The organism is Citrobacter sp. RHBSTW-00029 (assembly GCF_014104295.1).
Classification (GTDB): Bacteria; Pseudomonadota; Gammaproteobacteria; order Enterobacterales; family Enterobacteriaceae; genus Citrobacter; species Citrobacter youngae.
The window spans coordinates 1,776,976-1,800,913 of record NZ_JABXRT010000001.1 but is presented as its reverse complement, the minus strand read 5'-3'; the positions used below and the strand labels follow the sequence as shown (position 1 = coordinate 1,800,913).

Sequence of the window (23,938 nt, the reverse complement as noted above, 5' to 3'; positions counted from 1 at the left end):
AAAAACTGGCGACTCTGCTCGCCCGTTCCCGCAACTCGCTACCGTTAACCAACGTGAAATGGTTCGCTGCACTGGTTGGCAGTATGCTGTTACTTGGCAGTTGCTCTTCACAACCGCCAGGGCCGAAGGTTAACCCTCACCCCCCGGTCACAACGCCGCAACAGAGCAAAGAACCGGTTCGTGGTATCTGGCTGGCAACGGTTTCCCGTCTGGACTGGCCGCCAGTCTCATCCGTAAACATCAGTTCGCCCGCCATCCGCATCAGCCAGCAGCAAAAAGCGCTGACGGATAAGCTGGATAATCTGAAACGTCTTGGGATCAATACCGTTTTTTTCCAGGTGAAACCGGACGGCACTGCGCTGTGGCAATCCAAAATTCTCCCCTGGTCAGACACTCTGACCGGCACCATCGGCCAGGATCCTGGTTACGATCCGTTGCAATTTATGCTCGATGAGGCGCACAAACGCGGGATGAAAGTTCATGCCTGGTTTAACCCCTACCGTGTCTCCGTCAATACGAAGCCTTCAACGGTCGCAGAATTAAACCGCACGCTGTCGCAGAACCCGTCCAGCGTTTATGTTCTGCATCGGGACTGGATCCGTACATCGGGTGACCGTTTTGTACTGGACCCGGGTATTCCTGACGTGCGCGACTGGATAACCAGCATCGTGGCGGAAGTCGTTGAGAATTATCCGGTGGATGGCGTGCAGTTTGACGACTACTTCTATACCGAATCGCCGGGTTCGGCGCTTAACGACAGCCAGACTTTCAGACGGTATGGCCAGGGTTTTGATTCAAAAGCGGACTGGCGACGTCATAACACGCAACGGCTGATCGAACAGGTTTCACAGACCATCAAAAAGCTTAAGCCTGACGTGGAGTTTGGCGTCAGTCCTGCAGGCGTGTGGCGTAATCGCTCCCACGATCCGGCAGGCTCCGACACCCGTGGTGCGGCAGCGTATGATGAATCGTATGCCGATACCCGGCGCTGGGTGCAATTAGGTCTGTTGGATTACATCGCACCACAGCTGTACTGGCCTTTCGCCCGTGATGCGGCGCGTTATGATGTACTGGCAAAATGGTGGGCTGGCGTGGTGAAATCCACCAATACCCGCCTGTATATTGGCGTGGCGCTGTATAAAGTGGGTGAGCCGTCGCGAAAAGAACCAGACTGGACGATACAAGGCGGTGTGCCGGAGCTTAAAAAACAACTCGATCTGAACGAGTCCGAACCGAATATTAATGGCACTATCTTGTTTCGAGAGGACTATCTTAACCAACCGCAAACCCAGGAAGCCGTGACCTATATTCGTGACCGTTGGGGACGCTAAGTATTGCCGGGGGCTGGTGACCGGAGATAAACGCTGACGTAGCGGATAAATTTCCCGATAAACACCCCGGCGAGCACGCCACCGGTAATAATTGCCAACGCGCTCATTACCGGCTGGCGTAAAATATCGGGAGCGATAGCATTCAATACACCTTGTACATATTTGATGCCAAAGGCCAACATCATGAACGGTAATGCAGAGTAATCTGCCGGGCGATGAATGCTGCGTGGTGCGCTACTGCGTGTCAGACGACCGGGGTTTATCAACATATAGCCCACTATCGCGCCGCTAATAATACCAACCATCCACTGCAGATACGTACTGATGGACTGATCGCGGTAAGTGACTAAATCGTAAATATCCCAAAAAAGAAAGAGCGCCGGGATCAGTGCCAGCTTTTCCAACGTAACGGTAGCGGGTATCCTGGCTTTAATCCCCCGAAATAACAGGAAGACCAACAAGACATACACCCACACTGGTGTGTGCACCAGCATCGCTACGACAAACTCAGCCATACTCCGGCTCCCGACGTGTTAACTACGTTAAGTGTAGCCTGGAGTTATCCGGGTGCAGACGATGCCCCCGGATACTTTACGTGGGGGTCAGGCCGCTGAAGGCTCCGGCAATTTGAAGGAGGAAACCAGTAGCGCTAATTGTTCCGCCTCTTCTTTCAGTACCTGGGTTCGCGTGGCGGCATCATCAATCAACGATGCGTTTTGCTGCACGGTGCTGTCCATTTCGGTGACGGCGAGCGTGACTTCGGAAACGCCCTTACGTTGCTCGTCACCCGCGACACGGATTTCCCCCATCAGTTGGCTAACCTGACGCACGTTGTTGACCAGCTCTTCCAGGCGCTCACCTGCATTGTGGATTTGCTGGCTGCTGCTGCCAACATGCGAAACGGACTCATCAATCAACGCTTTGATTTCCTGGGCTGCAGTGGCACTGCGCTGTGCCAGGGTACGAACTTCAGAGGCAACAACCGCAAATCCTCTGCCTGCATCCCCTGCTCTGGCGGCTTCAACGGCGGCGTTCAGCGCCAGGATATTGGTCTGGAATGCAATACTGTCGATGACGGCTACAATTTCCACCATTCTACCGGACGAGGCACTGACGTTATCCATTGTCGAGATCACACCTTGCATCACGTCGCCACAGCGATTCGCCGTTTGCGCAGTGTTGTCGGAAAGTTCATCTGCCAGTTGCGTGTTGCTCGCATTTTGATGAACGGTCGCATTTAATTGTTCCATCGCGGCCGAGCTCTCTTCCAGCGCAGCCGCCTGCTGAGTTACCCGTGAAGAAAGCTCCATGTTACTGTCGGCCAGGCTGACGGCGTTATTGGCTACCACCACGCTACTGCTTCTGACGGTGATCAGAATGGCGGAAATTTTATCGACGAACAGGTTAAAGGCTTCCGCGATATCTGAAATCTCATCTTTACCTCTAACATCCAGACGTCGGGTAAGATCGCCTTCACCCTGTGCGATATCATCGAGTGCGCGACGTGTATCATCGAGACGAGAGATCAAGCGACGCACCACCAGCCATGATCCTACCAGCAACACGGTCATAATCGGGATCAGCACTTCCAGCACATCCTGCATCATGACTTTGGCGAGGCCAACGATGCGCGTTTCCGGTGTCACCAGCCCTACGACCCAGCCAGTATCAGCCATCGGGAACAACATTACGCGTGACGGAGCATTCAGTACGTTATCGCTTTCCAGCGTGATGGTTTTCACGCCATCAGTCGCGCGCAGCGATTTCAGCCCGGCTTCTACCGGAGCCAGCCAGTGTGCGCTTTGCGCCAGATCGCTAAAGGTTTTGTATTTTGTCTGATCGGCCTGGGGGAAATAGAGGATCTGCCCCTGTTTATCAACCACAAATGCGTAGCCGCCGGTGCTGTTGCCTTGCTGCTGCATAAAGGTCGCTACGTTATCCAGACGAATATCGGTGGTGGCCACACCGGCAAACTTGCCGGCTAATTGATACGGAATACTGCACGTCACCATGTTCACGCCGGAACTGGCATCCTGGTAAACATCAGACCACAGGCAACTGTTCTGTGAGTGACCTTTGGCATGCTGATACCAACTTTCATTGTGATAACCGGCAGATCCTTCGGCATTATAATCATTCGAAAAATCAAGCTTGCCCTCAGCATTGCGCGCCCAGAAAAAGCTACGTTTATCTACTCCCGGGGTAAACGCGTTTGGCTCTGGCCAGATCCCGCCGCCGGTAATAATTGAGTGGCTGTCTTCGCCAATCAGGTGTGGAACCACGCTTTGATACAAAGACTCATCATTAGGCAGTACTTCGGCCAGTCGTGACAGACTGACGGTTTCGCCCTCGATTCGGGATAGCACAGTACTCAGTTGACGGGTTAAACCTTGCCCTGTTTCTTCTATCAGAGCGGTATTGATTTCGACGACACGTGGCTGACCACGCCAGAGCATAATTGCAACAATAACAAGGGTGGTCACCGCAAGCAGCAGGATGCCGCCAATGGTTAACCGCGTTGAAATACGAGTAGGATACCAGGCCATACAAACTCCTTCTGCAAAAGGCTAACTTTTACCCAGTATCGGCACAGGAGTTTATATCTTTATAACGTTTTCTTAAGTATTACGAAATAAATAAGTGACGTTGTCACATATAGCAAAACCCAGCACTCAGGCTGGGTTTTAATACATCGCTAATCTTATTTAGATAATTCTTTTTTGATTTCTTCTTTTATTTTACTTAATTCACTTTGCGGATGTTTTTTGCAAAGTTCAACGGTCAGAGGCACAGCTGTAGTGATGGTTTCGTTATAGTCAACGAAGTCGCCGCCTTTGAAGTCTTCGTCTTCATTCAGTACCCAGAAAGCAACCGGAGCCATAGTTTGCGGGTTCAAATCAATAAACTCCTGGCAGCTCATGCCTTTCGGAGTGACTTCAGTTTTAGCGTTATCAGTTGCTGCATTGACGCTTACACTGGTTAACAGCGCTGCGACCAGGATGCCTGCTGTAGAAAGGGAGAATTTATTCATTGTAGTACTCCATTTATAATCCAGATAATATCTACACTTGCGCTTTAAACCGTTAATGTAGTTCGCAAAAAATAATACTCCCACCGTCATAGGAATAAAGATTACGGCCATCGATATGGCTGAAATTTATATTTCACATTACTGATTCTGATGTCTGATAAGAAATGTTGCACACAATGTGATCGTTACGACGAAATCAGCAGATTCATCCCTCACTTACCCTACCGTTGCACCAAAACTGAACTACGCTGCACAAATGTTGATCATTAGTTAATGAAAATTGATATTTTTTAACAAAGAACCCCGACGCAGCGCTGTCGCCGACCTGGCACGCGTCCTGCATTGTTAATCCGGTAACAGTGACGCGGTATCTGACAAACAACTAACAGCGAGATGGTAATGACATCAAAACCTGAGTTATTTGCCCGCATAGAAAGGACCTTTAGCCAGCTAACGCCCAGCGAAAAGCGCGTTGCCGGTTGGTTGTTAGCGCACGCTGCACAGATCCCTTTTGAAACGGCAGACGGCATCGCGAAAGCAGCAGGAACCAGTGGCATTACCGTCGGGCGCTACCTGCGTAAACTCGGGTTTCGTAACCTGGAAGATGCGAAAGCCAGCCTGCGTGAAATACCGGCTATTCCCTATCAGCCCTGGGGAATGAACGAGCGCCTGGACTCCTGGCACCAGCAGCAAAATCTACCTGACCGCGCACAACAGTCGCTGTTGCTGGAGATTGACGCTATCACCCACGTCTACCAACTGGCGCAAAGCGAGACATTTTTACGTATTGCGCAGCAATTGGCGCAGGCAGAAGCCGTTTATATCCTTGGGATCCAGTCCACCCGCGGGATCGCTAACGCCTTTTTTAGCCATCTGGAATATCTGCGCCCGAAAGTGAGTTACTCCGAAGGGCTTTCCGGTAGCTGGGTTGAGTCGCTGAACTCGGGATTTAATCAACCTTATGTCGTGATCACCGATACGCGCGCTTACTCGGCGACATCCCGACAATATTGCCGCGTTGCCAGTGAGCGCGGCATTCCTCTCGCGTTAATCACGGATGTATGGTGCCCCTGGGCCAGAGACTATGCCATTGATTTACTTCAGGTGAAAACGGATACCGGGCACTTCTGGGATTCACTTGCTCCGGTAAGTTGCCTGTTCAACTTATTACTCTCCGCGGTGGTGGCGCAACTGGGCGACTCCCTCGCGGGACGCCTGCAAACTAACCGCCAGTTACAACAACAATTTGGTCAATTCGAACAATAAACAGGAAACGTGCTATGTCAGATACCCCAGAACTGGTCGATTTGTCGGTGATTTTCCCGTCACTGCATATCGACCTGAAATACGCTACAGCCGATAACATTACCGGTGCGCCCATCTACCAGGAAGCGCGCTGCCTGCTGCATTCCGAGGCCGTCACTGCACTGGCTAAAAGCATCAGCATCGCGCAGTTGGCGGGTTTGTCATTGGTGGTGTATGACGCATACCGCCCACAGCAGGCGCAGGCGATACTGTGGAATGCCTGTCCGGATCCGCAGTATGTGGTGGATGTGGCGATCGGTTCGAATCACAGCCGGGGTACGGCCATTGACGTCACGCTGATGGATGCTCGCGGTAATGTGCTCGATATGGGGGCTGGTTTTGATGAAATGCATGACCGTTCCCATGCCTGGCACCCTTCAGTTCCTCCGGCTGCGCAGCGTAATCGACTGCTGCTCAATGCCATCATGTTCGGCGGCGGTTTTGTCGGCATCAACAGCGAGTGGTGGCATTTCGAACTGCCAAATGCCGCGCGTTACCCGCTGCTGGACGATCAAATATCTTGTTACACTGTCACGTCTATAACAACACAACATCCCCTTTAATTCTGGAGCCTGGTTATGAAGACTACACCTGCGTTAACCTCGTTTTTTCGCCCCGCTCTGTTAGCCGTTGCGCTGACGGTCGCTTTGCCTGCCGCACAGGCCGCCGTCCCTAAAGATATGCTGGTTATCGGTAAAGCCGCCGATCCACAAACGCTCGACCCCGCTGTAACAATCGATAACAACGACTGGACGGTGACCTATCCCTCATATCAGCGTTTGGTTCAGTACAAAACAGAGGGCGGCAAAGGTTCCACGGAAGTTGAAGGTGATTTGGCCAGCGGCTGGAAAGCGTCTGATGACCAAAAAGAATGGGTCTTTACCCTGAAAAGCGATGCAAAATTCGCCGACGGCACGCCAGTGACCGCTGATGCAGTAAAACAATCTTTTGAGCGCTTGCTCAAGATCGGTCAAGGGCCGGCTGAGGCATTTCCGAAAGATCTGAAAGTTGATGCCATCGACAACAACACGGTGAAATTTACCCTTAACCAACCATTCGCGCCGTTCTTATATACGCTGGCAAATGACGGCGCCTCAATTATCAACCCGGCGATTTTAAAAGAGCATGCCGCTGATGATGCCCGTGGATTTCTGGCACAAAATACGGCCGGGTCTGGTCCCTTCATGTTGAAGAGCTGGCAAAAAGGACAACAACTGGTACTGGTACCCAACCCACATTATTCCGGCCCTAAACCCACGTTTAAACGCGTATCGGTCAAGATCATCGGAGAAAGCGCTTCCCGTCGTTTGCAACTGTCCCGTGGCGATATCGACATTGCCGATGCGCTTCCTGTTGACCAGCTTGCTGCTCTCAAACAGGAAGGTAAAGTCAACGTGGCGGATTATCCCTCGTTGCGCGTGACCTATCTGTATCTGAATAACAGTAAAGCGCCGCTCAGTCAGGTGGATTTGCGCCGCGCCATCTCGTGGGCCACCGATTATAAAGGCATGGTAAATGGGATCCTCAGCGGTAACGGCAAGCAGATGCGTGGCCCCATTCCTGAGGGGATGTGGGGTTTTGATGACAAGGCCATGCAGTACAGCTTTGATGAAGCGAAAGCAAAAGAAGCATTAGGTAACGTTGCCAACAAACCCGAAACCCTGAGCTTCCTGTATTCCGATAACGATCCTAACTGGGAGCCAATTGCGCTCTCCACTCAGGCCAGCCTCGGCAAGTTAGGTATTAAGGTGAAACTGGAAAAACTGGCGAATGCCACCATGCGCGATCGCGTCGGTAAAGGTGACTATGACATTGCCATCGGTAACTGGAGCCCGGACTTTGCTGACCCGTACATGTTCATGAACTACTGGTTCGAGTCGGATAAGAAAGGCTTGCCGGGTAACCGTTCATTCTATGAAAACAGTGAGGTCGATAAGTTGCTGCGCAGCGCGCTGGCCACCACCGACCAGGTCGCCAGAACCAATGATTACCAGCAGGCGCAAACCATCGTCATTGATGAAGCGGCTTACGTCTATTTATTCCAGAAAAACTACCAGCTGGCGATGAATAAAGACGTCAAAGGTTTTGTCTTCAACCCCATGCTGGAACAGGTCTTCAATATCGCCACCATGAGTAAATAAACCACATTAATGCGGAGCCGATTTGGCTCCGCAAGGGGAAGCCAATGACCTTCTGGAGCATTTTACGCCAGCGATGCTGGGGACTTATCCTGGTGGTTGCCGGTGTCTGTGTAATCACTTTTATTATTTCACACCTGATCCCGGGCGACCCTGCACGGCTGCTGGCCGGCGATCGCGCCAGTGATGAAATTGTCGAAAATATTCGCCAACAGCTGGGACTGAATCAGCCGCTGTATATTCAGTTTTTCCGTTACGTCAGCGATATTTTTCAGGGTGATTTAGGCACATCCATTCGCACCGGCCGTCCGGTGCTGGATGAACTGCGCGTATTCTTCCCTGCCACTCTTGAATTGGCCTTCTGCTCTCTGCTGCTGGCGCTGATCATCGGTATCCCGCTGGGTATTCTGTCTGCTGTCTGGCGCAACCGTTGGCTCGACCACCTCGTCCGCCTGATGGCGATCACCGGTATTTCGACCCCGGCATTCTGGTTGGGCCTCGGCGTTATCGTGCTGTTTTATGGCCATTTGCAGATTTTACCCGGCGGCGGACGGCTTGATGACTGGCTCGATCCCCCCACGCACGTCACCGGTTTTTATCTGGTTGATGCGCTACTGGAAGGCAACGCCGAGGTCTTTTTCAATGCGCTGCAGCACCTGATCCTGCCGTCGCTGACGCTGGCCTTTGTGCACTTAGGGATCGTTGCCCGACAGATTCGCTCCGCCATGCTGGAACAACTGGGCGAAGATTATATCCGCACCGCGCGTGCCAGTGGTTTACCGGGTTGGTACATCATTTTGTGTTATGCACTGCCGAATGCGTTGATTCCGTCAATAACCGTGCTGGGTCTGGCCCTGGGCGATCTGCTCTATGGCGCGGTACTGACCGAAACGGTCTTTGCCTGGCCGGGCATGGGCGCCTGGGTTGTGACCTCTATTCAGGCGCTTGATTTCCCGGCCGTGATGGGATTTGCCGTGGTGGTCTCCTTCGCCTATGTGCTGGTTAACCTGGTGGTGGATTTGCTCTATCTGTGGGTAGATCCTCGAATTGGACGTGGAGGCGCACAATGATGCTCACACAAGAAACACCAGCGGTCCCGCAGACCGCCCGCCGTCGCACGGACTGGGCCAAATTGTTCTGGATGATGAAAAGCAGCCCGCTGACGCTGATTGGCGGCGTCATTATTGTACTGATGCTACTGTTAATGGTGCTCTCTCCGTGGATCACCCCTTACGATCCTAACGCCATCGATCTGACCGCTCGCCTGTTGCCACCGTCGGCCAGCCACTGGTTTGGCACCGATGAAGTGGGTCGTGATCTGTTCAGCCGCGTCCTGGTCGGAAGTCAGCAGTCAATTGTCGCCGGTCTGGTGGTGGTGGGTATCGCTGGCGGGCTGGGCTCGCTGTTGGGATGCCTGTCTGGCGTGATGGGCGGACGTGCCGATGCGATCATCATGCGTATGATGGATGTTATGCTGTCCATTCCTTCGCTGGTACTGACAATGGCACTGGCCGCTGCATTAGGGCCAAGCCTGTTCAACGCCATGCTGGCGATTGCGATTGTGCGTATTCCTTTCTATGTACGCCTCGCCCGCGGTCAAACGTTGGTCGTTCGTCAGTTTACTTATGTACAGGCCGCGCGAACCTATGGTGCATCACGCTGGCATCTGATCAGCTGGCATATTTTACGCAATTCACTTCCCCCGCTGATTGTGCAGGCATCACTGGATATTGGCAGTGCGATCCTGATGGCCGCCACGCTCGGATTTATTGGCCTCGGCGCCCAACAACCCAGCGCTGAATGGGGCGCAATGGTGGCAATTGGTAGAAACTACGTGCTTGACCAGTGGTGGTATTGCGCATTTCCTGGTGCCGCCATTCTGATTACCGCCGTGGGCTTTAATCTCTTTGGTGATGGTATTCGCGATCTGCTGGATCCGAAAGCCGGAGGAAAACAGTCATGACACAACCTGTCCTGGAGATCGAGAATTTACATCTGAGCTTCCCCGGTTATAAAGCGGATGTGCATGCGCTGAATCATGTGTCGCTGCATATCAACCGGGGTGAAATTGTCGGCGTGGTTGGTGAGTCTGGCTCAGGGAAATCCGTCACGGCCATGCTCGCCATGCGTCTGTTACCCGAAGGAAGCTATCGTATCCATCAGGGGCGCGTTACGCTGTTGGGTGAAGATGTTTTAACTGCCAGCGAAAAACAAATGCGCCAGTGGCGCGGCCAGCGCGTGGCGATGATTTTCCAGGAGCCGATGACGGCGTTGAATCCAACACGACGAATCGGCCAGCAAATGGTGGAGGTCATCCGTCACCATCAGGCATTGAGCCGCACGGATGCCCGGCAGAAAGCCATTGCGTTACTGGAAGAAATGCAAATCCCGGATGCCCCGGAAGTAATGTCCCGCTTCCCGTTTGAGCTTTCTGGGGGGATGCGTCAGCGCGTGATGATTGCGCTCGCGTTTTCCTGTGAGCCAGACCTGATCATTGCCGATGAACCCACCACCGCGCTGGATGTCACGGTACAGCTTCAGGTGCTGCGCTTACTGAAGCGTAAAGCGCGGGCCAGCGGTACCGCCGTGTTGTTTATCAGCCATGATATGGCCGTCGTCTCGCAATTGTGTGACCGGTTATACGTTATGTATGCCGGGAGCGTGATTGAAAGCGGCCCGACGCAAACCGTTATTCAGCACCCCACACATCCCTACTCTATTGGCCTCCTGAAGTGTGCGCCTGAGCACGGTGAACCGCGTGCTTTGCTCCCCGCGATTCCGGGTACCGTACCGAATTTAACCTGTTTACCCGTCGGATGTGCGTTCCGCGATCGCTGCTTTGCCGCGGGGCCTCGCTGTGAAGAAACACCTGATTTATGCAGCCAGGGCGGTGCGGATCAACAATCCGCCTGCTGGTACCCACAACTGGAGACGACACATGTCTGATATTTTACTGGACCTGCAGGATGTTCATATTAACTTCCCCGCGCGAAAAAACTGGCTCGGCAAAGTAACAGAGCGGGTGCATGCACTCAACGGTCTGGATTTACAAATCCGCCAGGGGGAAACGCTGGGGATTGTTGGCGAATCCGGCTGCGGTAAAAGTACGCTGGCACAACTGCTGATGGGGATGCTCAAACCGAGCCAGGGGCACTATTCTTGCGGCGGTGGCAAGCAACACAACGGTATGCAAATGGTCTTTCAGGACCCGCTTTCATCCCTGGATCCGCGCTTGCCGGTATGGCGAATAATCACTGAACCGGTATGGATCCAAAAGCGTAGCCCTGAACGCGAACGCCGCGCCCTGGCCGAGGATTTGGCTCGACAGGTAGGGATTCGTCCGGAATACCTCGATCGCCTGCCGCATGCCTTTTCCGGTGGACAGCGTCAGCGTATTGCCATCGCCCGCGCGCTGTCATCGGAGCCGGATGTGATCGTCCTTGATGAGCCGACGTCGGCACTGGATATTTCGGTACAGGCGCAAATCCTCAATCTGCTGGTTGCATTGCAGGCACGCCGGAATCTGACTTTTGTGCTGATATCGCATAACGTATCGGTCGTACGGCATATGAGCGACCGCGTGGCGGTGATGTACCTTGGGCAAATTGTTGAGCTGGGCGATGCGCAACAGGTTCTCTCGCATCCGGCGCATCCTTACACCCGTCTGTTGCTGGATTCGGTGCCTAAAACGGGTACGCCGCTGGCTGAAGACCTGGTCCTGCGTAAAACCGAACTCCCCGGCAACAGGACGCTACCGCAAGGCTGTTTTTTCCGCGACAGATGCCCGCTGGCAACCCACGGATGTGAAAAAAAACAGACATTACTGAAAAATGAAGCCGGACGCGAAGTTCGTTGTTGGCGGGCCATTGACATCTTCTGACTGCGCATTTTCAGGCGAGATACGCCTTTTTCAGCGCGTCCACCAGCATTCCCGACGCGGTTGATAATTTATGGTGTGCCGAACGCAGCACCCCGATCCGCCGCTGGATCACGGGACCGTCAAGCTCTATACAGGTTGCGCCAAGTTCCGTCATTTGTGTTCGACACAGTGCGGGAACTGCGCTGCCGCCTAATCCGTTTGCCACCATACGGCCAACGGTCACCAGTTGATGGCTTTCCAGCGCCACGTCCAGCGTATGTCCGCTTTGCACCAGTTGTTCTTCCAGCATCAGGCGCACGGCAGATGGGCGTTGCAGCGTAATAAAATCCAGCGTCAGCAGTTCGCGCCACGCAATACGCTCTCGCCCCGCCAGCCTGGATGTTGGCGGGACGATCGCCACAAAACGATCGACACCGAGCGGCGTGAAGTGCAGTTGCCCTGAATAATCAGGCTCGAAGGCGATCCCCATCTCCACCCGCCCTTCACTCACCATTTCAATGACCTGTTCGTTGATCACATCGTGAACCGTCACGTTAATACCGGAATAGCAATCCCGAAAGGTTTTCAGTACCTGTGGCAGGACGTTAGCCGCAAACGAAGGCATGGCAGCAATGGAGATTTTACCGCGTTGCAGTGTAAAGCGCTGGCGCATTGCTTCTTCCGTATTCTCCCAGTCCGCCAGCAGTTGTCGCCCCATATTCAGCAGCGTTTCTCCTTCCTGCGTCAGGGTCACTTTGCGGGTGGTTCTCAACAGTAACGCCCCGCCCAGCGAGTCCTCAAGCCCTTTAATCGCCAGGCTTAATGCGGGCTGCGACATATTCAGTCTTTCACTGGCATGAGCAAAATTCAGAGTGTGAGCTACCGCTAAAAACGCGCGTAACTGTTTGATGCTCATTCTCATTTCGCATTCCTTTAACCTATTGAATACCTTTAATTAACATTAAATTGATAAAAAAACCCAATGAGTTAGTCACAAATTTAAAATTAACAAATCATTTTTCACCCCCAATGATGTCGGCAAGGACAACTGGAGGGACAAGTGTATGGCTGGACTGGATAAACGTGTCGCCACGTATCAAGAGGCGCTGGCAGGGCTGACCGACAATATGACGCTGCTGGCGGGCGGTTTTGGCTTATGCGGCATTCCTGAAAACCTGATTGCCGAAGTACGCCGTCGGGAGGTTCAGGGACTGACCGTCGTTTCAAACAACTGCGGCGTGGATGGTTTTGGCCTCGGTGTGCTGCTGGAAACACGTCAGGTACGTAAAGTGGTAGCGTCCTATGTTGGCGAAAATGCGCTGTTTGAAAAGCAGGTACTGAGCGGTGAACTGGAAGCCATTCTGACCCCACAGGGCACGCTGGCTGAGCAGTTACGTGCCGGTGGCGCAGGGATCCCGGCGTTTTTCACCGCCACAGGATACGGTACACCCGTCGCCGAAGGCAAAGAGGTACGTGAATTTGACGGCCGTCCTTACATTATGGAACAGGCGATTACCGGTGATTTTGCGCTGGTCAAAGGCTGGAAAGCCGACTGGTACGGCAACGTTATTTATCGCCACACCGCACAGAATTTTAATCCACTGATGGCCGCCGCCGGGCGTATTACCGTCGTGGAAGTCGAAGAAATTGTCCCTCCCGGCGAGCTGGATCCCGCCGCAATTCATACCCCGGGAATTTTCGTAAACCGCATCATTCAGGGGCAGTTTGAAAAACGCATTGAACAACGCACCCTGCGCCAGAAAGGAGCCTGACCATGTTAACACGTGAACAAATGGCGATGCGTGTCGCCCGGGAACTGCGCGACGGTTATTACGTCAACCTTGGGATCGGTATTCCAACTTTAGTGGCCAATTATATTCCCGATGGTATGGACGTGATGCTCCAGTCGGAGAACGGTCTGCTGGGGATGGGCCCGTTTCCGACCGAAGACGAAATTGATGCTGACATGATCAACGCCGGTAAACAGACCGTGACGGCGCGCAAAGGCGCGGCGATCTTCGACTCGGCGCAATCTTTCGCCATGATCCGCGGCGGTCACGTTGACCTGACGGTGCTCGGCGCGTTTGAAGTGGATGTTAACGGCAATATCGCCTCATGGATGATCCCCGGAAAAATGGTGAAAGGCATGGGTGGCGCGATGGACCTGGTGGCCGGGGCTGAAAACATCATTGTGGTGATGACGCATGCGTCCAAAAACGGTGAGTCCAAGCTGCTCCCCGCCTGCACTCTGCCATTAACCGGCGTGGCCTGCATTAAACGCGTGCTTACCGACCTGGCGTTACTGGAGATCACCGATGGCGCGTTCATTCTGCGCGAACGTGCGCCGGGCATCAGTGTGGATGAGATTGTCGCCAGAACAGCCGGCAAGCTGATCGTTCCCGAAAACGTCCCCGAAATGCAATTTAGCTGAGGAACTGACCATGCAGGATGTTGTTATTGTCGCCGCAACGCGCACACCCATTGGCAGTTTCCACGGGGCGCTGGCACCGCTCAGTGCCGTGGAACTAGGGGCAGTGGTGATCCGCTCTCTGTTGGAAAAAACCGCCGTCGCGCCGGAGCAAATTGACGAGGTGATCCTGGGGCAGGTTCTGACGGCGGGCAGCGGCCAGAATCCGGCTAGACAGACAGCATTACGGGCTGGCTTGCCGGTGACGGTCCCTGCGCTAACCATCAATCTGGTATGTGGTTCAGGTCTGAAAGCGGTGCAACAGGCGGTGCAGGCTATCCGCTGCGGTGATGCGGACATCATCATTGCCGGAGGCCAGGAAAGCATGAGCAATGCGCCCTATTTTCTCGACGGCGCACGCTCGGGTCTGCGTCTGGGGCATGCCAGTCTGAAAGACAGCGTGGTACACGACGGGTTGTGGGATGCGTTTAACGACTACCACATGGGTATTACTGCAGAAAATCTGGCGGATAAATTCGTTATCAGTCGCGAGCAGCAGGATGCCTTTGCGCTGCAGTCTCAGCAGAAAGCCGCGGCGGCAATTGAAGCCGGTCGATTCAATGCAGAAATCACGCCGGTCAGTGTTCCACAAGGGAAAAAACCACCACGTTTGGTTGAGCGTGATGAACAATCGCGCCCGGATACTCAGGCGGAGAAACTGGCACAACTGAAACCGGCTTTTCGTCCTGGTAATGGCACAGTGACCGCAGGGAACGCCTCATCAATCAACGACGGCGCGGCGGCGGTGATGCTGATGAGCGCCGCCAAAGCAACAGAACTTAAGCTGCCGGTTCTTGCCCGGGTGGCGGGTTACGCCGTTTCCGGTGTCGACCCGGCCATTATGGGCATTGGGCCGGTAGAGGCGTCACTCCAGTGCCTGAAGCGAGCGGGCTGGACGTTGAATGATGTCGATCTCATTGAAGCCAACGAAGCCTTCGCCGCACAGGCGCTGGCGGTTGGCGAATCCCTGAACTGGGACAGCGACCGGGTGAACGTAAACGGCGGTGCGATTGCGCTGGGTCATCCGATTGGCGCCTCTGGCTGCCGCATTCTGGTGACCCTGTTACATGAAATGGCGCGCAGTAACGCGACCAAAGGGCTGGCTACGCTGTGCGTAGGCGGCGGTCAGGGCGTTGCGCTGGCGGTAGAGCGTTCAACAGGAGAACAGCATGCAAAATAATCACTTTAGCGTCCTGGGCGCGGGTTTAATGGGCGTCGGCATTGCCACTCACTTTGCCCGTTTTGGCCATAATATCTGGCTATTTGATACCGATAGCGACCGGATTGCTGAAATTAACGCCGTTGCCGGGAGCATTCTCGATGAGCTGATCGCGACTGAGCAGTTTCACGCAGAGGAAAAAGCGTCGGTTCTGAGTCGCTTGCACGGTACGACTTCGCTGCAGGATATCGCCACCGCGCAATTACTGATTGAAGCGATCCCGGAACGACTCGAGCTCAAACACGCACTGTATGCACAACTGGAAGCATTAATCGCCCCAGATGCGGTGATCGCCAGTAATACCAGTGGCCTGCCGCCGGATGCGCTGGCAGAAAAACTCACCCACCCCGAACGGTTGCTGATCGCCCATTTCTGGCATCCCCCCCACTTTATTCCGCTGGTTGAAATTGTGCCGGGTTCAGCAACGAAACCGGAATATCTCAGCGAGTTGCAACGTCTGTTGCTCTCGATGCAACTGGAAGCGGTGGTGCTCGATCGCGCCGCACCGGGGTTTGTCGGTAACCGTTTGCAATTCGCACTGCTGCGTGAAGCGCTACATATCGTCAAAAGTGGGATCGCCAGCGCGGAAGTGGTGGATCAGGTGATGCGCGCCTCCCTCGGGCGTCGCTATGCGATGGTCGGTCCGCTGGAGGCGGCTGATATGACAGGACTGTCCACCGTGCAGGATATTTGCCGCCATCTGCTCCCGGAGCTGGCCACCGGCAGCGACATGATGTCACTTGTTGCTGACAAGGTTGCCAACGGCGACACCGGCTTGCGCAGTGGTCAGGGGTTTTATCGCTGGGATGATTCGCGCAAGGAATACATCCAGCAACGCCGTGAACATCAACTGCGCTTTGCCCTGAAGCCATAACGTCTCTTTCTGTACCCCACTATAATAATAAGGAGTCATGATGAGTGTATTAATCGCCCTGGCAGCGCTGGGCTTGCTGATGCTGGCAGCCTATCGCGGATACAGCGTTATCCTGTTTGCCCCCATCGCGGCATTAGGTGCTGTTCTGCTTACGGAACCGAGCGCCGTCGGCCCCGCCTTCACCGGTCTGTTTATGGAAAAAATGGTCGGTTTTGTAAAGCTTTACTTCCCGGTGTTCCTGCTGGGAGCGGTGTTTGGCAAGTTAATCGAGTTATCCGGTTTTTCCCGTTCAATCGTTGCTGCTGCCATCAACATTCTCGGACGTCGTCACGCCATTCCGGTGATTGTGCTGGTATGTGCTCTCCTGACCTACGGCGGTGTGTCGCTGTTCGTAGTGGCCTTTGCGGTGTATCCGTTCGCGGCTGAACTGTTCCGTCAAAGTAATATTCCGAAGCGCCTGATCCCGGCAACCGTGGCGCTGGGGGCATTCTCTTTCACGATGGATGCCCTGCCAGGGACGCCGCAGATCCAGAACATCATTCCAACCAGCTTCTTTGGGACTAACGCCTGGGCCGCGCCGTGGCTGGGGCTGATTGGCTCGCTCTTTATTATCTTTGTTGGCCTGATGTACCTCGAGCGCCAGCGTCGGAAAGCGCAGGCTAAAAATGAAGGCTATGGCACTGAGCTGTTAAACGAGCCGGAGACGCCGGATAACATTAACCTGCCAAACCCGATTATTGCTATTTCTCCGCTGATCCTGGTGGGTGTGTTTAACCTGCTGTTTACCCGCTGGATCCCGCAGTGGTATGGCGCAACGCATCAATTGGAACTCCCGGGGCTTGCCAAACCTATTACCACTGAAGTGGGGAAAATTACGGCTATTTGGGCGGTAGAAGCGGCATTGATATCGGGGATCCTGCTGGTGGTGGTGTTCGGCTATCGCAATATAAAAGGTCGCCTGGCGGAAGGCAGCCGAACGGCGGTTGGCGGCGCTATCCTGGCCGCGATGAATACCGCATCAGAATACGGTTTTGGCGCGGTTATCGCCGCCCTGCCGGGATTTCTGGTGTTGTCAAAAGCGCTGGCTGCGATTCCCGATCCGTTGCTCAATGAAGCGATCAGCATTACCACGCTTGCCGGGATCACCGGCTCGGCATCCGGCGGGATGAGTATTGCGCTCGCGGCGATGTCTGATACGTTCATTGCTGCCGCCCATGCCGCCAATATTCCACTTGAAGTCTTCCACCGCGTCGCATCGATGGCAAGCGGCGGCATGGACACTCTGCCACATAACGGCGCGGTCATTACCCTGCTGGCGATTACCGGCCTCAGCCATCGTCAGGCGTACGGCGGGATTTTTGCCATCACCGTAATCAAAAGCCTGGCCGTGCTGTTTGTGATCGGCGTTTTCTACACCACCGGTATTGTTTAAGGAGAATCATCATGAACTTAACGGGAAAAGTTGCCCTGGTTACCGGCTCTACCAGCGGTATCGGATTAGGCATCGCGCAGGTACTGGCGCAGGCGGGCGCGACGCTGATCCTTAACGGATTTGGTGATGTCGATGCCGCCAAAGATGCCGTTGCGCAATATGGCAAAACGCCAGGCTATCATGGTGCGGACTTAAGCGATGAAGCGCAAATTGCCGACATGATGCGTTATGCCGAAAGCGAATTCGGTGGTGTGGATATTCTGGTCAACAATGCCGGGATCCAGCACGTTTCACCGGTAGAGACTTTTCCGGTTGATAAGTGGAACGCGATTATCGCCATTAACCTCTCTTCTGTTTTTCATACCACGCGCCTGGCGCTTCCCGGCATGCGTACGCGTAACTGGGGACGCATCATCAATATCGCCTCTGTTCATGGTCTGGTGGCCTCAAAAGACAAATCTGCTTATGTGGCAGCGAAGCATGGCGTGGTGGGTTTAACCAAAACCATTGCGCTTGAAACCGCGCAGACGGGAATCACCTGCAATGCACTGTGTCCCGGCTGGGTGTTGACCCCGTTGGTCCAACAGCAGATCGACAAACGTATTGCTGATGGTGCAGAGCCCGCTGCGGTGCGTGACGCTCTGCTGGCGGAAAAGCAGCCGTCACGCGAATTTGTCACGCCGGAACAGTTGGGTGAGCTGGCGCTATTTCTGTGCTCCGACGGCGCAGCGCAGGTGCGCGGCGTAGCGTGGAATATGGATGGCGGCTGGGTGGCGCAGTAATACCCTCGGGTGCCGGATAAGACGTGGTCACATCCGGCACGCCATTACTAAGATTTCAATTGATAATCCAGCGTAATTTCCGCTTTCAGAACCTGCGACACCGGGCATCCGGCTTTCGCTTTCTGAATAATGCCGTCAAACGTAGCGGCGTCTATCCCCGGAACGCTCACCTGGCTGTGTAACGCCACTTTGGTGATAGCAAAACCGGCATCCACCTTATCCAGAGAAACATCAGCAGTCGTATCAATGGCATCTGGCGTAAAACCTGCTTCGCCCAGCATCAACGACAGTGCCATCGAGAAGCAGGCAGCATGTGCTGCACCAATCAACTCTTCAGGGTTAGTGCCTTTGACGCCTTCAAAACGTGTATTAAATCCATACGGTTGCTGGTTAAGTACGCCACTTTCGGTCGACACGCTCCCTTTACCGCGTTTAATGTCGCCTTCCCAGTGGGCCTGACCTTTCTTATGGATAGTCATTACCGCTCTCCTGTGTTGTCATCGGAGTAACAAGTATAGGCCTCATGGGAAAATGCATGACCATAATGGAAAGTTCTGCATTTCCTGCTTAAGCATTGACCTTTCAGATAAAATGACCGACCATCCAGAGAGCCGTTAGTTTACTCATCGGCTTTTTGTCAGGTTGTATTTCGTCCGTTCTTACGCGGGCTCGCCCTTGAAACCAGTAACAGGATTAAGGAGTTAGAATGAAATCGAACCGTCAGGCCCGTCATATTCTTGGACTGGACCACAAAATCTCCAATCAACGTAAAGTCGTGACCGAAGGCGACAAATCCAGCGTGGTCAACAATCCTACCGGAAGAAAACGCCGCGCTGACAGCAAATAGTTTCCCGCACGACATACTGATTAAAGAGATAAACACCATTGCAACCGCAGTGGTGTTTTTGCTTATAAAACCCCTTAACCCATTCACAATGCTTTATACTTCGCCCGTTTCCCTGGCGGACAGGCCCTATACGATCATAAAGAGTGCCAGGGACGGTTATTCAAAAAAGAGTGAGTGACATGGAAAACGAAACTAAAAAACTGCGTTCCCTTTACATCCCTTACGCTGGCCCGGTACTGCTGGAATTCCCTTTACTGAATAAAGGGAGCGCTTTCAGTGTGGAAGAACGCCGTAACTTCAACCTGCTGGGGTTACTGCCGGAAGTGGTCGAGACGATTGAAGAACAGGCTGAACGTGCCTGGATCCAATATCAGGGATTCAAAACCGAAATCGATAAACATATTTACCTGCGCAACATCCAGGATACCAACGAAACCCTGTTCTATCGACTGGTGCATAATCATCTTGATGAGATGATGCCGGTTATCTACACCCCAACGGTAGGCGCGGCCTGTGAGCGTTTCTCTGAGATCTATCGTCGCGCCCGCGGCGTGTTTATCTCGTATCAGAACCGTCACAACATGGACGATATTCTGCAAAACGTCCCGAACCACAATATCAAAGTCATCGTTGTCACCGACGGTGAACGCATCCTTGGTCTTGGCGATCAGGGGATCGGCGGGATGGGTATTCCAATCGGTAAGCTGTCGCTGTATACCGCGTGTGGCGGGATTAGTCCGGCTTACACCCTGCCGGTGGTACTTGACGTCGGGACCAACAACCAGCAATTGCTGAACGATCCGCTGTACATGGGGTGGCGTAATCCGCGCATTACTGATGATGAATACTACGAATTTGTTGATGAATTCATCCAGGCCGTGAAGCATCGCTGGCCTGACGTGCTGTTGCAGTTTGAAGATTTCGCGCAGAAAAACGCCATGCCGCTCCTGACCCGTTATCGCGATGAAATTTGCTCATTCAACGACGATATTCAGGGCACCGCAGCGGTTACCGTCGGTACGCTGATTGCGGCCAGCCGTGCAGCCGGCAGCCAGTTGAGCGAGCAGAACATTGTTTTCCTTGGGGCGGGTTCCGCCGGTTGCGGGATTGCCGAGCAGATCATCGCGCAAATCCAGCGTGAAGGTTTAAGCGAAGAAGCCGCGCGTCAACGCGTGTTCATGGTCGATCGCTTCGGCCTGTTAACCGATAAAATGCCGAACCTGCTCTCCTTCCAGACCAAACTGGTGCAAAAACGCGAAAATCTTCAGCACTGGGATACACAAGAAGATGTGCTGTCGTTGCTTGACGTGGTCCGCAACGTTAAACCTGACATCCTGATCGGGGTTTCCGGACAGGTTGGCCTGTTTACTGAAGAGATCATTCGCGAAATGCACAAGCATTGTCCGCGTCCGATCGTTATGCCGCTGTCTAACCCGACCTCGCGCGTTGAAGCCACGCCACAGGATATTATCGCCTGGACCGAAGGTAACGCGCTGGTTGCCACCGGCAGCCCGTTCGCCCCGGTCGCCTGGAAAGATAAAATCTACCCGATTGCCCAGTGTAATAACGCGTACATCTTCCCGGGTATCGGCCTTGGCGTGATAGCCTCTGGCGCCAAACGCATCACCGATGAAATGCTGATGTCGGCCAGCGAAACGCTGGCGCAGTATTCACCGCTGGTGCTGAACGGTGAAGGACTGGTGTTACCGGAACTGAAAGATATTCAGACCGTTTCCCGCGCAATTGCCTTTGCCGTCGGTAAAATGGCCCAGCAGCAAGGCGTGGCGGTGAAAACCTCCGCTGAAGCGCTGCAACAGGCAATCGACGAGAATTTCTGGCAGGCGGAATATCGCGACTACCGTCGTACTTCTATTTGACGGTTTGCCCGGCGGTGCTCTGCCGCCGGGTGTTCAACACTTGCGCAATCCAGTAGCTTGCGTTTACACTTTCACCATCGATTAACATTCGGAAATATAAAAGGAGGATACTTATGCTGTACTGTGAACGTTTCATCGTTTCACATGCTTTTGGCGATCGCCAGTGCTCAAGCGTTATCGGTATCGTGCTGCGATAACTTCTGCTTGAGCGAAGCTAACATCTAAATCCCCTTCTCTCGGGCTTACCGGGTTATCGTCAGCGATGTTTGACGAGGCGTTTTTACGCCTGTAACTCTTGAGTAAGCAACAATGAGCACATTACTAACCGCGCAATCCTTACACGTTGATACGGCATTCGGCACCCTGTTCGACGATCTCTCATTTACCCTCAAAAAAGGCGACCGCATTGGGCTAATCGGCTACAACGGCTGCGGAAAAAGCACGCTGTTAAAACTGCTTGATGGCACCATCGCCCCCACCAGTGGAACCATTGCGCAGGCGAATCACTGCCACCTCGCCCGTGTGGAGCAGCACTTGCCGGACGATATACTGCCGCTTACGCTGCAGGAGGCCGTTCTCGTTCAACTTCCTGAGCATGAGCGTGCGGCTCAACAATGGCGGGTTGAAGCACTGCTTGCCGAAATGGGCTTTACGCCGGAAAATTTGCATCTCACAGCGCAAACTCTGAGCGGTGGACAGCACACACGCCTGCTGCTGGCGCGTGCGCTAATGCGAAACCCTGACCTGATGCTACTGGACGAACCTGGCAACCACCTGGATTTGCCGACATTGCTATGGCTGGAGCAGTTCTTACAGAACTGGTCTGGCAGCTTCGTGGTGGTGTCCCATGATCCACAACTGCTTGATGCCGTCACGCAGGGAACATGGATCCTGCGCGATCGCACACTGCACGCTTTTGATCTTGCCTGCAGCGCCGCTCGTCAGGCTCTGGTTGAGAGAGATGCCAGCGATGCACTGCGCTATAAGGCGGAACAAAAGGAGATTGATCGCGTTACCGCCAGTGCCAAACGACTGGCAACCTGGGGGCGTGTCTATGACAACGAAGATTTGTCCCGCAAAGCAAAGCAGATGGAAAAGCAGGTGCAGCGCCTGAAGGATGTTCAGACGGAAGTGACCGCAGGAAGTCAGTGGACACTAACATTGCAGGGTGATGCCCTGCGTGCAGATCGTTTGCTGGAGATGACCAATCTGTCTGTAGCCCCTGCTCCCGACGCAGATACACTGTTTTCCATTGCCGGTATCCGGTTAAAAAGCGGCGATCGCGTGGCGATTGTCGGGCGTAACGGTTGCGGGAAATCATCGCTGCTACGGCTTATCTGGCAGCAATATCAGTCGCAAATGGCATCGCGTTCACTGATGTTGCACTCTCGCGTCACACTGGGGTATTACGATCAGACGCTACACCAGCTCACAGATGACGACACGTTGTTTGATGCGCTCGAACCGTTTGCTCCGCAGCCTGATGTTCGCAAGATGGCGCTGATTAGCGCGGGCTTCCCGTGGGTCCGCCATCAGCAGCGGATCAATACCTTAAGCGGTGGAGAGCGTTCGAGGCTACTGTTTGTCGGGCTTACGCTTGCGCGCTACAGCCTGCTGATGCTCGATGAACCAACCAACCATCTGGATATGGAAGGTAAAGAAGCGCTGGCGCAGACGCTACAAAGTTTCAGCGGCGGCGTGCTGCTGGTCAGCCATGACCGTCAGCTTATCAGCCAAAGCTGTAATAGGTTCTGGTTTATCGATAATGGTGAACTTAGCGAATGGCACGATCTGGACGCGATCAACGATCGTATTCGGGAAACGTCTGAGGAGATGAGCGTTCCCAAAACGGTGGTCGAAGCGAGGGCCGAAATACGCGGTGACAGCGATGAATTGCTGGAACAACTCCTCGAGCTGGAGCAACGTCTGGCCGACGATCTCGCCCGCAAGCCGAAACATCAAAAGCCGCTGTTGCAAGCGCAATGGCGTAAAGAGATTGAGCGCCTGAACTCACAACTGGAGTAATCTCTATTGCCGGATGGCGCAAGCCTATCCGGCCTACATTAGCAAAATGCGCGTGTAGGCCTGCCATCCGTCATTTCATTTACTGTTTCGGCTGTTTTTCTTTCCAGGCATCCCATGCCTGCTTGATCTCTTGTTTCGCGGTGGCCGCATCGTTAAAGCCATTTAACTCTACTTTCTTACGCCCTTCCGGCAACTCTTTGTACACGCGGAAAAACGACTCCAGTCGTTGCACTTCGATCTTTGGCAAATCGCTCAACTCTTTGATGTCGTCATAGGTGGGGTCAATTTTGCTGGCCGGCACGGCGACAATTTTATCGTCCTTTTCCCCGCCATCAATCATCTTCAGCACGCCAATCGCGCGCAACTTGATCAGCGTTCCCGGGGCCAGCGGTGCCCGGGTATAGAAAATCACATCCAGCGGGTCACCGTCACCTGCCAGGGACTGGGTCAATGAGCCATAGTTTGCCGGATAGGCAACCGGCATCGACTGGAAACGATCGGCAACGATAAAGCCGGTTTTGGCGTCGGTTTCATATTTTATGATCCCGCCAGCCGGGATTTCAGTCACGGCATAAAACTCTTCCGGGTTATTCTCCGGTTGCGGAAATTCGAGGATATTCTGCGCCTGAGCGGACGCACAGAGAAATACGCTGACTGCGAGTAATTTTTTCACCAGATGCATTGTCTTTTAACTCTTCTCTTATTGGAAAGACAACACCTTACGTTTACCAGATGACAGAAACATGACGTT

General features: G+C 53.7%; 23 protein-coding genes. 17 read left to right on the top strand and 6 right to left on the bottom strand.

Annotation, left to right across the window (positions count from 1 at the left end; translation table 11 throughout):
* Positions 1-83: 83 nt before the first annotated feature.
* The gene (locus HV041_RS08855; protein WP_249424107.1) at positions 84-1,331 is read left to right on the top strand and encodes a glycoside hydrolase family 10 protein; all 1,248 of its coding nucleotides are present in this window, start codon (positions 84-86) and stop codon (positions 1,329-1,331) included.
* Here HV041_RS08855 and HV041_RS08850 read toward each other — a convergent pair.
* The 3 genes from HV041_RS08850 to hdeB form a co-directional block, all read right to left on the bottom strand.
* Positions 1,328-1,846: a hypothetical protein gene (locus HV041_RS08850; RefSeq protein WP_121584641.1), complete on the bottom strand. Its 519-nt coding sequence runs from the start codon at positions 1,844-1,846 to the stop codon at positions 1,328-1,330. The two genes, HV041_RS08855 and HV041_RS08850, sit on opposite strands and share 4 nt — an antisense overlap.
* Positions 1,847-1,933: 87 nt before the next feature.
* Positions 1,934-3,877: a methyl-accepting chemotaxis protein gene (locus HV041_RS08845; protein WP_061067896.1), complete on the bottom strand. Its 1,944-nt coding sequence runs from the start codon at positions 3,875-3,877 to the stop codon at positions 1,934-1,936.
* 155 nt (positions 3,878-4,032) lie between these two features.
* The gene (hdeB, locus tag HV041_RS08840; protein WP_005122660.1) at positions 4,033-4,362 is read right to left on the bottom strand and encodes an acid-activated periplasmic chaperone HdeB; all 330 of its coding nucleotides are present in this window, start codon (positions 4,360-4,362) and stop codon (positions 4,033-4,035) included.
* Between the two features lie 399 nt (positions 4,363-4,761).
* On the opposite strand from hdeB, the gene HV041_RS08835 reads away from it, so the two are divergent.
* Genes HV041_RS08835 through HV041_RS08805 form a run of 7 tightly spaced genes read left to right on the top strand, consistent with a single transcriptional unit; the run spans position 4,762 to position 11,685 of the window.
* The gene (locus HV041_RS08835; protein WP_048211666.1) at positions 4,762-5,628 is read left to right on the top strand and encodes a MurR/RpiR family transcriptional regulator; all 867 of its coding nucleotides are present in this window, start codon (positions 4,762-4,764) and stop codon (positions 5,626-5,628) included.
* A 14-nt stretch (positions 5,629-5,642) separates the two neighbouring features.
* Positions 5,643-6,230: a D-alanyl-D-alanine dipeptidase gene (ddpX, locus tag HV041_RS08830; protein ID WP_048211665.1), complete on the top strand. Its 588-nt coding sequence runs from the start codon at positions 5,643-5,645 to the stop codon at positions 6,228-6,230.
* Between the two features lie 15 nt (positions 6,231-6,245).
* Positions 6,246-7,808 (top strand): ABC transporter substrate-binding protein, encoded by a 1,563-nt coding sequence (locus HV041_RS08825; protein WP_121584642.1) that lies wholly within the window; start codon positions 6,246-6,248, stop codon positions 7,806-7,808.
* A gap of 44 nt (positions 7,809-7,852) precedes the next feature.
* Positions 7,853-8,875: an ABC transporter permease gene (locus tag HV041_RS08820; protein ID WP_061067898.1), complete on the top strand. Its 1,023-nt coding sequence runs from the start codon at positions 7,853-7,855 to the stop codon at positions 8,873-8,875.
* Complete coding sequence (gene ddpC, locus HV041_RS08815) at positions 8,872-9,768, top strand: D,D-dipeptide ABC transporter permease (protein WP_115602049.1); 897 nt, start codon at positions 8,872-8,874, stop codon at positions 9,766-9,768. The genes HV041_RS08820 and ddpC overlap by 4 nt, the downstream gene beginning before the upstream one ends.
* A complete protein-coding gene (locus tag HV041_RS08810) occupies positions 9,765-10,751 on the top strand; it encodes an ABC transporter ATP-binding protein (protein ID WP_048211661.1) in 987 nt (328 codons plus the stop codon). The genes ddpC and HV041_RS08810 overlap by 4 nt, the downstream gene beginning before the upstream one ends.
* Positions 10,744-11,685 carry an ABC transporter ATP-binding protein gene (locus HV041_RS08805; protein WP_121584643.1) on the top strand — a complete coding sequence of 314 codons (942 nt, stop codon included), beginning with the start codon at positions 10,744-10,746 and terminating at the stop codon, positions 11,683-11,685. Before HV041_RS08810 ends, HV041_RS08805 begins: the two co-directional genes overlap by 8 nt.
* 10 nt (positions 11,686-11,695) lie before the next feature.
* Here the strand turns inward: HV041_RS08805 and HV041_RS08800 are convergent, their stop codons facing one another.
* On the bottom strand, positions 11,696-12,586 hold the full coding sequence (locus HV041_RS08800) for a LysR family transcriptional regulator (protein ID WP_165712935.1): 891 nt from the start codon (positions 12,584-12,586) through the stop codon (positions 11,696-11,698).
* Positions 12,587-12,728: 142 nt separating this feature from the next.
* Between HV041_RS08800 and HV041_RS08795 the strand changes: the two genes are divergently transcribed.
* From HV041_RS08795 to HV041_RS08770, 6 genes are read left to right on the top strand one after another with little or no spacing between them, the layout of a single operon-like run.
* Positions 12,729-13,436: a CoA transferase subunit A gene (locus HV041_RS08795; RefSeq protein ID WP_048211658.1), complete on the top strand. Its 708-nt coding sequence runs from the start codon at positions 12,729-12,731 to the stop codon at positions 13,434-13,436.
* 2 nt (positions 13,437-13,438) lie between these two features.
* Positions 13,439-14,095, top strand: a complete 657-nt coding sequence (locus HV041_RS08790) for a CoA transferase subunit B (RefSeq protein ID WP_121584644.1) — start codon at positions 13,439-13,441, stop codon at positions 14,093-14,095.
* Between the two features lie 10 nt (positions 14,096-14,105).
* On the top strand, positions 14,106-15,311 hold the full coding sequence (locus tag HV041_RS08785) for an acetyl-CoA C-acetyltransferase (protein ID WP_048211656.1): 1,206 nt from the start codon (positions 14,106-14,108) through the stop codon (positions 15,309-15,311).
* On the top strand, positions 15,301-16,224 hold the full coding sequence (locus tag HV041_RS08780; RefSeq protein ID WP_121584645.1) for a 3-hydroxyacyl-CoA dehydrogenase family protein: 924 nt from the start codon (positions 15,301-15,303) through the stop codon (positions 16,222-16,224). The genes HV041_RS08785 and HV041_RS08780 overlap by 11 nt, the downstream gene beginning before the upstream one ends.
* A gap of 37 nt (positions 16,225-16,261) precedes the next feature.
* Positions 16,262-17,656, top strand: coding sequence for a GntP family permease (locus HV041_RS08775; RefSeq protein ID WP_197081310.1), 1,395 nt, complete (start codon positions 16,262-16,264; stop codon positions 17,654-17,656).
* Positions 17,657-17,667: 11 nt separating this feature from the next.
* Entirely contained in the window at positions 17,668-18,438 is a 771-nt protein-coding gene (locus HV041_RS08770; protein WP_121584646.1) for a 3-hydroxybutyrate dehydrogenase, read from the top strand.
* 47 nt (positions 18,439-18,485) lie between these two features.
* Here HV041_RS08770 and HV041_RS08765 read toward each other — a convergent pair whose 3' ends face one another.
* Positions 18,486-18,917, bottom strand: a complete 432-nt coding sequence (locus tag HV041_RS08765; RefSeq protein ID WP_101742188.1) for an OsmC family protein — start codon at positions 18,915-18,917, stop codon at positions 18,486-18,488.
* A 227-nt stretch (positions 18,918-19,144) separates the two neighbouring features.
* On the opposite strand from HV041_RS08765, the gene sra reads away from it, so the two are divergent.
* The 3 genes from sra to HV041_RS08750 all read left to right on the top strand — a co-directional run bounded on the left by sra (position 19,145) and on the right by HV041_RS08750 (position 23,187).
* On the top strand, positions 19,145-19,285 hold the full coding sequence (gene sra / locus HV041_RS08760; RefSeq protein WP_005126806.1) for a stationary-phase-induced ribosome-associated protein: 141 nt from the start codon (positions 19,145-19,147) through the stop codon (positions 19,283-19,285).
* 179 nt (positions 19,286-19,464) lie between these two features.
* On the top strand, positions 19,465-21,162 hold the full coding sequence (gene maeA, locus HV041_RS08755; protein WP_048211651.1) for a malate dehydrogenase: 1,698 nt from the start codon (positions 19,465-19,467) through the stop codon (positions 21,160-21,162).
* Positions 21,163-21,471: 309 nt separating this feature from the next.
* A complete protein-coding gene (locus HV041_RS08750; RefSeq protein WP_121584647.1) occupies positions 21,472-23,187 on the top strand; it encodes an ABC-F family ATP-binding cassette domain-containing protein in 1,716 nt (571 codons plus the stop codon).
* A gap of 79 nt (positions 23,188-23,266) precedes the next feature.
* Here HV041_RS08750 and HV041_RS08745 read toward each other — a convergent pair whose 3' ends face one another.
* Complete coding sequence (locus tag HV041_RS08745) at positions 23,267-23,869, bottom strand: inorganic diphosphatase (RefSeq protein WP_061067907.1); 603 nt, start codon at positions 23,867-23,869, stop codon at positions 23,267-23,269.
* Between the last annotated feature and the right edge of the window lie 69 nt (positions 23,870-23,938).

What these genes read in the sequence shown, in the direction of transcription:
- HV041_RS08855 (WP_249424107.1), top strand. Translation starts at nt 84, where the DNA reads ATGCTGTTACTTGGCAGTTGCTCTTCACAACCGCCAGGGCCGAAGGTT.
- HV041_RS08850 (WP_121584641.1), bottom strand. Translation starts at nt 1,846, where the DNA reads ATGGCTGAGTTTGTCGTAGCGATGCTGGTGCACACACCAGTGTGGGTG.
- HV041_RS08845 (WP_061067896.1), bottom strand. Translation starts at nt 3,877, where the DNA reads ATGGCCTGGTATCCTACTCGTATTTCAACGCGGTTAACCATTGGCGGC.
- hdeB (WP_005122660.1), bottom strand. Translation starts at nt 4,362, where the DNA reads ATGAATAAATTCTCCCTTTCTACAGCAGGCATCCTGGTCGCAGCGCTG.
- HV041_RS08835 (WP_048211666.1), top strand. Translation starts at nt 4,762, where the DNA reads ATGACATCAAAACCTGAGTTATTTGCCCGCATAGAAAGGACCTTTAGC.
- ddpX (WP_048211665.1), top strand. Translation starts at nt 5,643, where the DNA reads ATGTCAGATACCCCAGAACTGGTCGATTTGTCGGTGATTTTCCCGTCA.
- HV041_RS08825 (WP_121584642.1), top strand. Translation starts at nt 6,246, where the DNA reads ATGAAGACTACACCTGCGTTAACCTCGTTTTTTCGCCCCGCTCTGTTA.
- HV041_RS08820 (WP_061067898.1), top strand. Translation starts at nt 7,853, where the DNA reads ATGACCTTCTGGAGCATTTTACGCCAGCGATGCTGGGGACTTATCCTG.
- ddpC (WP_115602049.1), top strand. Translation starts at nt 8,872, where the DNA reads ATGATGCTCACACAAGAAACACCAGCGGTCCCGCAGACCGCCCGCCGT.
- HV041_RS08810 (WP_048211661.1), top strand. Translation starts at nt 9,765, where the DNA reads ATGACACAACCTGTCCTGGAGATCGAGAATTTACATCTGAGCTTCCCC.
- HV041_RS08805 (WP_121584643.1), top strand. Translation starts at nt 10,744, where the DNA reads ATGTCTGATATTTTACTGGACCTGCAGGATGTTCATATTAACTTCCCC.
- HV041_RS08800 (WP_165712935.1), bottom strand. Translation starts at nt 12,586, where the DNA reads ATGAGAATGAGCATCAAACAGTTACGCGCGTTTTTAGCGGTAGCTCAC.
- HV041_RS08795 (WP_048211658.1), top strand. Translation starts at nt 12,729, where the DNA reads ATGGCTGGACTGGATAAACGTGTCGCCACGTATCAAGAGGCGCTGGCA.
- HV041_RS08790 (WP_121584644.1), top strand. Translation starts at nt 13,439, where the DNA reads ATGTTAACACGTGAACAAATGGCGATGCGTGTCGCCCGGGAACTGCGC.
- HV041_RS08785 (WP_048211656.1), top strand. Translation starts at nt 14,106, where the DNA reads ATGCAGGATGTTGTTATTGTCGCCGCAACGCGCACACCCATTGGCAGT.
- HV041_RS08780 (WP_121584645.1), top strand. Translation starts at nt 15,301, where the DNA reads ATGCAAAATAATCACTTTAGCGTCCTGGGCGCGGGTTTAATGGGCGTC.
- HV041_RS08775 (WP_197081310.1), top strand. Translation starts at nt 16,262, where the DNA reads ATGATGAGTGTATTAATCGCCCTGGCAGCGCTGGGCTTGCTGATGCTG.
- HV041_RS08770 (WP_121584646.1), top strand. Translation starts at nt 17,668, where the DNA reads ATGAACTTAACGGGAAAAGTTGCCCTGGTTACCGGCTCTACCAGCGGT.
- HV041_RS08765 (WP_101742188.1), bottom strand. Translation starts at nt 18,917, where the DNA reads ATGACTATCCATAAGAAAGGTCAGGCCCACTGGGAAGGCGACATTAAA.
- sra (WP_005126806.1), top strand. Translation starts at nt 19,145, where the DNA reads ATGAAATCGAACCGTCAGGCCCGTCATATTCTTGGACTGGACCACAAA.
- maeA (WP_048211651.1), top strand. Translation starts at nt 19,465, where the DNA reads ATGGAAAACGAAACTAAAAAACTGCGTTCCCTTTACATCCCTTACGCT.
- HV041_RS08750 (WP_121584647.1), top strand. Translation starts at nt 21,472, where the DNA reads ATGAGCACATTACTAACCGCGCAATCCTTACACGTTGATACGGCATTC.
- HV041_RS08745 (WP_061067907.1), bottom strand. Translation starts at nt 23,869, where the DNA reads ATGCATCTGGTGAAAAAATTACTCGCAGTCAGCGTATTTCTCTGTGCG.